Raw genomic sequence first — 6,973 nt, 5'->3', positions numbered from 1 at the left:
GTTGTGGATGTGGTCTTTGAAAGCTCGGACCTGCCACCGATCAACTCGGCCCTGATCGTGCAATGGGATGGAGCTAAAAACCTCATTCTCGAAGTCCACAGCCATCTTGACCAGACTACCGTGCGCGCGGTTGCCTTTCAATCAACCGCGGGGCTTGCGCGCGGCGTAGCCGTCCGCGCGACTGGCGGGCAAGTCTGCGTACCGGTTGGCAATGGGGTACTGGGCCGCCTGCTGGATGTCGTCGGGGAGACGAAGGACGACGGACCAGACCTGCCAAGGGAAACACCGCGCAGATCGATTCACGCGCTGCCGCCGGTCTTGAAATCCCAGACCCGGACTACCGATGTGTTCGAGACGGGGATCAAGGTCATCGACCTTCTCACACCCATGGCCCAGGGTGGCAAGGCTGCGATGTTCGGCGGTGCCGGAGTGGGAAAGACCGTTCTGGTGATGGAACTGATCCGCGCCGTGGTCGAAAAATACGAAGGCATCTCGGTCTTCGCGGGCGTGGGAGAACGCTCACGCGAAGGGCATGAGTTGTTGACCGAAATGCAGGCCTCGGGCGTGCTGGAGCGCACGGTTCTGGTGTATGGCCAGATGAACGAGCCACCCGGAGCACGTTGGCGGGCACCTCTCACGGCCTTGACCATCTCGGAATACTTTCGCGATCAGAAACATAAGAACGTCCTGCTGTTGATGGATAACGTGTTCCGTTTCGTGCAGGCGGGGGCCGAGGTATCCAGCTTGCTTGGTCGCCTTCCATCACGCGTGGGATATCAGCCGACACTGGCAGCCGAAGTGGCGGGCCTGCAGGAACGGATTGCTTCGGTCGCCGGATCTGCGGTGACGGCCATTCAGGCAGTCTATGTCCCGGCCGACGATTTCACCGACCCTGCGGTCACGACGATCTCAAGCCACATGGATTGCGTGATCGTCTTGTCCCGCGCGCAGGCAGCCGAAGGGTTCTATCCCGCGATTGACCCGCTGGCCTCGTCTTCGATGCTTCTTGATCCGCTGGTGGTGGGCGAGGAACACTATCAGACGGCGGAGGCCGTGCGCCAGTCACTGGCGCGGTTCCGCGAGTTGAGCGATATCATCTCACTGCTGGGCGTCGAGGAACTGGGCACTGCGGATCGCCTGATCGTCAAACGCGCGCGGCGGTTGCAAAGGTTCCTGACCCAGCCCTTCATGGTGACCGAAGCCTTTACCCCACCATGGGTGACCAGGTTCGACCGATCCTTTGGGAATACCCATGTAGCCGCCCAGCAGAATCTGCAGTTCTTCGCGGTTCACACAGAGGTTGGCAGCATGGCGCACCCGCTTGTCCAGCCAAGGAGAGCCTTCGTGGAACGACAACTGCCAAGGCCACACATGCGGCTGAGGGTTGGAATAGACGACATTGCCTTGAGACTGGATCCGCGGGATCGCGTCCGGAGCCGGAGCTTCGATCCAGTCCACCTGCCCCGACAACAATGCGGCGGTGCGTGCATTGGCATCAGGCAGCGGGATCAGGACGACCCGATCAATCGTCGGAGTACGTGCCGAATCCCAGTAGTTCTCGTTCTTCACCATCTCGAAACGTTCGCGCGGAACCAGACGGTCGCCTTCGAACGGTCCGGTGCCGGATGGATCTGCGGCAAAGGCAGTCCAAGCTGCTGCTGCGCGCTCTTTGGGATCAGTGATAGAGGCGTCAACCGCGTCATAGAGCGATTGCCAATGGCTGGGTGACGCCATGAACAACATCGTCATGTTGAGCGGCAAGAAGCTGTCCGGTTGCGTTGTCGTCAGCTCGACCGTGAGGTCATCTATCACCCGGGCGGATGCAAGTGTCGGCATACGCGATTTGGTCGCGCCAACCTGATCAGGTGCAAAATGCGGTGCGTTCTCATCGAGCACCTTCTGGACGTTCCAGACCACATCGGCAGCCGTGAAAGGAGCACCATCATGGAAGGTCACGCCGTCACGCAATGTGAACACCCATTTCGTCGTATCGTCCGGGTTGACCGCCCAGGACGTCGCGAGGCCGGGCAAAATGACGCTTGGCTCTGTCTCGGAAGACAAATCCCAGTGCGTGAGCGCGTCATACATCGGGATTCCGGTGAACCGGTTGCCTTCAAATCCCTGGTCCGGTTGACCGGATGTTCGGGGGATATCTGCTGCGGTCATCCCGATCGTCAGTGTTTTTTCCGCCCAAGCGGGTGCCGCAGTCAGCGTCGCCGCGGCCAGCACCAGCGCCAGCGCGGAACTCGAATATTTTGCTGATTTTCGCATCGTCTCATCTCCTGTTGGTTAGCGTGGAACAGCCCCCTGAACAGGCATGTGTCCTCGCCTGACTTAGAGAGATCGAAATCCGTGCGTCGACATATATCTTTCATATTGTATACGATTTAAATGATTTAATGTATGCGATTGACTAAAATTTGGTCAAAAATCCGCGACTTGCTCTGAATTGAAGCGCATGCAATCCCCAGCCACTGTCCCGGGCGCTGCAAATGCTGACGATGCAACACAGCTATGATCCATATTGCCATGCAAGATTGTATGTAATCCAAAGACGTATATTCTATGCGTATGAACAACCACAAAGATGACTTTTCAGGCAGAACGCCTCCCGAGTTGGCAATCAACCCCGTGCATGCCGGGGTCGAACTGGCCATTCATGAACATCGCCTGCCTCCGGGAACCCGACTGGCCGAGAGCGATCTTACTGAAATATATGGCGTTTCACGGACAATCGTGCGCAGCGGGCTTCAATCGCTGGCCCATATGCATCTTGTCACCTTGCGCCCGAATCGTGGAGCCAGCGTAGCAGAACCCTCGCATCGCGAAGCACGTGAAGTGTTTGAGGCGCGCGAACTGCTTGAACCGCGCACGGCGCGCAATGCTGCGCTCAAGGCGACCAAAAGCGACATAGAAGACCTGCTGCGGCATACCGAGGAAGAGCATCGCGCCGTCCGCGAAGATGCATATGGGCGCGCGCTTCGTCTTTCAGGTCTGTTTCACGTCAAGATCGCGCGCATCGCCGATCAACAGACGATCACCGAGTTCGTCGAAAGTCTTGTGTCCCGGTCTTCCCTGATCATCGCGCTCTATTGGAGCCGCGCAAGCGCACGATGCGACGGCCATTCTCACCATGCGCTGATCGAGGCCATCGCCAAGAACGACCCGGATCAGGCCGAACAAATCATGCGCAGCCATCTGGTGGACATTCATTCGGCTTTGCGTTTCGAACCTGCCAATTCCGAAAACCGCAATCTTCGCGACATGCTGTCGGCTTCGTGACAATCTGCGGCGCGCTGCCCGCGCCGGGCTCGGGCAAGCCCGTGCACATCATCCGAGCCCTCCGCAGCTGTTCAGCCCACAGGGCCTACCCCAGCGAGCGCAACAGCTCCTGAGACGGATCGCCCGTCGCAGGTCGACCGATACTTCTTTGATAGTCGCTGATTGCGCCGCGGCTCTTGGGTCCGATAACCCCATCTGTTCCACCGGTATCAAACCCGCGTGCTGTCAGACGCTCCTGCAACCGCGTGCGATCATCCTTGGTCAGACCGAACTCATCGGGCGGGAAACTTGCGCGCAGTGGTGCGCCTCCACCGATCCGGTCGGCCAGATGGCCCACTCCGATCGCATAGGCATCCGCGTTGTTGTAACGCTTGATGACCCCGAAATTCGAGGTAACGACAAATCGCGGTCCGCCGGGTTGCGGCTGGATCTCGGAGCCGGACGGTGCCCCGGGACCAGCTTCGCCGCCCCAGCGCAGACCCCGCGTCCAGCCATTGCGCGCCAGATAGGCCGCTGTTGACGCAAGCGAGTCGCTTGGATCCTCGGACCAGATATCGCGTCGCCCGTCGCCTGTGTAATCCACGGCAAAGGCCAGATACGAGGTCGGGATAAACTGCGTATGCCCCATGGCACCGGCCCAGCTGCCGATCATGCCCGACGGGGTAATGTCACCGTTCTCCAAGATCTGCAGCGCAGCAACCAGTTGCTTTTCAAAGAACGCGCCCCGCCGTCCGTCAAAGGCCAGTGTGGATGTGGCCGATATGACCGGCACATCGCCCTTGCGCTCGCCAAAGAAGCTCTCAAGCCCCCAGATCGCAGTGATGATCTCCGCATCAACCCCGTATTGAGCTTCCAGCGCATTCAGCACAGACCTGTGGCGCGCAAAGGCAGCCTGCCCCTTGCTGACCCGCTCGTCCGAGACAGCGATAGCCAGATAGTCTTCGAGGCTGCGTTTGAACTCGGTCTGATTGCGGTCCCGCCGCACGACACCCGGCAGATAGCCCGTGCCGCGAAATGCCACGCGCAAGGTTTCGGGGGAAATGCCTTGTGCAGGCGCGCGTGTACGGAACGACGCCACCCAAGCGTCATATGCCGCGTTTGGAGCCGGTTTGAGATCGTCCGGCAAGCCTGAGGCGACCGAAACGGTGCCGCGCGGACCCGGCATCGAGGTATTCGAACAGGCCGCAAGGCCAAGTGCCGCCAGCGAGACCCCGAAATGACGTCTTGTAATGCTCATCGTTTTGCCTGTTTTTTGCTCTTTGCCTGCAGCTTAGCGCATCTGCGGCCCAGCACAAACCATCTGCGCGGCACTGGCAAAATCTTGCAGGCCGTTCAGGCCGGGACATCGCTGCGCACCACAGCACCTATCCGGTCAATGATGAAATCCATGAACAAGCGCGTCTTGGGATCCTGCCCCCGCCGATGAGTGAACAGACAGGCCATCTGAATGGGTTCAGGCGGCGTTTGCGTCGCTACGGGAACAAGGCGGCCGGAAGCCAGATGATCGGCAACCTCGAAAATCGGCTTCAACGCGATGCCTTGACCTGCAAGCGCCCAATCGGTCAGCACTTCGCCATCGTCAGCCTCATAGCGTCCCGAGACGCGAAACCGTTTTGCGCCCTCGGGAGTGATCAAGCGCCACTGGAACTCTGTCGCGCCGGGAAAGCGCAGGTTGAGGCACTCATGTCCCTGCGCGATCAATTCGGCTCCGGTCGCTGGATTGCCCCGCGCCGCGATGTATTCAGGCGCCGCGCAGAGGATCCGTTCGACATCTGCAATCTTGCGGATGCGCAGGGTGCTGTCCTCGGGCTGACCGAGGAAAAATGCCAGATCCAGACCTTCAGACGTCAGATCCACCCGCCTGTCCGTGAGACGCAGACGCAGGCTGACTTCGGGATAGGTCTTGAGAAATTCGGGCACCTGCGGGGCGATCAGCCGCCTGCCTACGCCCAAGGGGGCAGCAACATAAAGCGAGCCGCGCGGATTTTCGGTGATGTTGACAACCTGTGCCTCGGCGCTGTCAACAGCTTCCAATATCTCGCATGCACCGGTGTAGAATGCCTTGCCCTGCTCGGTCGGCGTCAGATTGCGCGTTGTTCGTTGAAACAACCTGACGTTCAGGTGGTCCTCAAGCTGTGCAATCCGCGAAGATGTCACGGCAGGAGAAATACGCAAATCACGACCCGCCGCAGACATGCTGCCCAATTCATAGACACGCACGAAGGTTCGGATATTGTCGAGATAGGACATTGTTCTGATTTTTTTGATGCTGCTTGGTATTCGGCCGGAATAGCAGAAGAATGCCCCTGCGCATAGACTGGGCAGACGGGACGAATCAAGAAGGCAGAGCTTATGTATGATCTGGCAGTGATGTGGGATTGGATCGGTTTTGCCGTCCGTTGGCTTCATGTCATCACCGCGATGGCATGGATCGGATCTTCATTTTATTTTATCGCGCTTGATCTCGGCTTGAACCGCAACATCAAGGGACCGGCTGACGGCGAGGAATGGCAAGTCCATGGCGGTGGGTTCTATCACATCCAGAAGTACCTCGTTGCTCCCGAAGCGATGCCCGATCATCTGACCTGGTTCAAATGGGAAAGCTATTCGACGTGGCTGTCGGGTGCCGCGCTGCTGATGATCGTGTACTGGGTCGGAGGTGAGCTGTATCTGCTTGATCCCTCGCGTGCCGACATCACGCTTTGGCAGGGCATCGCGATCTCGGCCGCCACCATAGCGGTGGGTTGGCTGCTTTACGACGGGTTGTGCAAGTCTGCGGTAGGGGAACGCCCGACGCTGATGATGCTGGTTCTGTTTGCAATCATCGTCGCGATGAGCTGGGGCCTCAATCAGGTCTTTACCGGGCGTGCGGCGCTGCTCCATCTGGGCGCTTTCACCGCAACGATCATGACGGCGAACGTGTTTTTCATCATCATGCCGAACCAGCGCATCGTCGTGGCAGACCTCAAGGCTGGCCGCACTCCGGACCCCAAATACGGTAAAATCGCCAAGCTCAGATCGACGCATAACAACTACCTTACCTTGCCGGTGATTTTCCTCATGCTGTCCAATCACTACCCGCTGGCCTTCGCGACCGATCACGCCTGGATCATCGCCGCGCTGGTCTTTCTGATGGGTGTCACGATCCGGCATTTCTTCAACACGATGCATGCCCGCAAGGGGCGGCCTCACTGGACATGGGGTGCAACGGCCCTGTTGTTCATCGCCATCATGTGGCTGTCGACCGCGAACATGGGCGACAGGTATGACGAAGCTGCAGAGCGCGATCTGACGCCCATCGAGACGCAGTTCGTTCAGGCGCTAGGATTTGAGGATGCCTATGACACGGTGCTTGGAAACTGCTCGATGTGCCATGCGCGCGAGCCCGCCTGGCAGGGTCTGGCCTGGCCGCCCAAGGGGATCGTGCTGGAAACACAAAGCGACGTCGCGCGTCATGCGAGGCTGATCTATCTGCAGGCCGGCATCAGCCACGCCATGCCTCCGCCCAATGCCATCGACATGCAACCAGAGGCACGCGCGGCCATCGTGGCCTGGTACCGAGCCGCCACAGGGTCATGATGCATCTCGTGGGCCACCCGAATGTGCAGGTTGGGCTGACCAAGACATCGACACGCTGGGCGTTCTTATTGGCGCGCTGACCGAACCCGCCCCAAAAGGGCAGAGCAAGCCC

5 protein-coding genes and 1 pseudogene are annotated in these 6,973 nt (G+C 59.3%); 3 read left to right on the top strand and 3 right to left on the bottom strand.

Going from position 1 to position 6,973, the window contains the following annotated elements; translation table 11 throughout:
* Positions 1-1,209: pseudogene (atpD, locus tag WAO69_RS04100) on the top strand (F0F1 ATP synthase subunit beta); the annotation flags it as partial.
* Here the strand turns inward: atpD and WAO69_RS04095 are convergent.
* Positions 1,099-2,088: an ABC transporter substrate-binding protein gene (locus tag WAO69_RS04095; protein WP_422176776.1), complete on the bottom strand. Its 990-nt coding sequence runs from the start codon at positions 2,086-2,088 to the stop codon at positions 1,099-1,101. The pseudogene atpD and the gene WAO69_RS04095 sit on opposite strands and share 111 nt — an antisense overlap.
* 477 nt (positions 2,089-2,565) lie before the next feature.
* Here WAO69_RS04095 and WAO69_RS04090 point away from each other — a divergent pair, with 477 nt between their 5' ends.
* Positions 2,566-3,282 carry a GntR family transcriptional regulator gene (locus WAO69_RS04090; RefSeq protein WP_422176774.1) on the top strand — a complete coding sequence of 239 codons (717 nt, stop codon included), beginning with the start codon at positions 2,566-2,568 and terminating at the stop codon, positions 3,280-3,282.
* Positions 3,283-3,367: 85 nt separating this feature from the next.
* Here the strand turns inward: WAO69_RS04090 and WAO69_RS04085 are convergent, their stop codons facing one another.
* On the bottom strand, positions 3,368-4,519 hold the full coding sequence (locus WAO69_RS04085; protein ID WP_422176773.1) for a lytic murein transglycosylase: 1,152 nt from the start codon (positions 4,517-4,519) through the stop codon (positions 3,368-3,370).
* 95 nt (positions 4,520-4,614) lie between these two features.
* Complete coding sequence (locus WAO69_RS04080) at positions 4,615-5,532, bottom strand: LysR family transcriptional regulator (protein ID WP_422176772.1); 918 nt, start codon at positions 5,530-5,532, stop codon at positions 4,615-4,617.
* Between the two features lie 102 nt (positions 5,533-5,634).
* On the opposite strand from WAO69_RS04080, the gene WAO69_RS04075 reads away from it, so the two are divergent.
* The gene (locus tag WAO69_RS04075; RefSeq protein WP_422176771.1) at positions 5,635-6,861 is read left to right on the top strand and encodes a urate hydroxylase PuuD; all 1,227 of its coding nucleotides are present in this window, start codon (positions 5,635-5,637) and stop codon (positions 6,859-6,861) included.
* Positions 6,862-6,973: the final 112 nt, after the last annotated feature.

This window comes from Aestuariivita sp. (genome assembly GCF_049276915.1).
Lineage (GTDB): Bacteria > Pseudomonadota > Alphaproteobacteria > Rhodobacterales > Rhodobacteraceae > Aestuariivita.
Note: the sequence above shows the minus strand (reverse complement) of the source record. Positions and strands in the feature narration are given on the sequence as shown.

Bases quoted from the DNA above. Each gene is read 5' to 3' on its own strand.
- WAO69_RS04085 (WP_422176773.1), bottom strand. From the start codon at position 4,519: ATGAGCATTACAAGACGTCATTTCGGGGTCTCGCTGGCGGCACTTGGC.
- WAO69_RS04095 (WP_422176776.1), bottom strand. From the start codon at position 2,088: ATGTATGACGCGCTCACGCACTGGGATTTGTCTTCCGAGACAGAGCCA.
- WAO69_RS04080 (WP_422176772.1), bottom strand. From the start codon at position 5,532: ATGTCCTATCTCGACAATATCCGAACCTTCGTGCGTGTCTATGAATTG.
- WAO69_RS04075 (WP_422176771.1), top strand. From the start codon at position 5,635: ATGTATGATCTGGCAGTGATGTGGGATTGGATCGGTTTTGCCGTCCGT.
- WAO69_RS04090 (WP_422176774.1), top strand. From the start codon at position 2,566: ATGCGTATGAACAACCACAAAGATGACTTTTCAGGCAGAACGCCTCCC.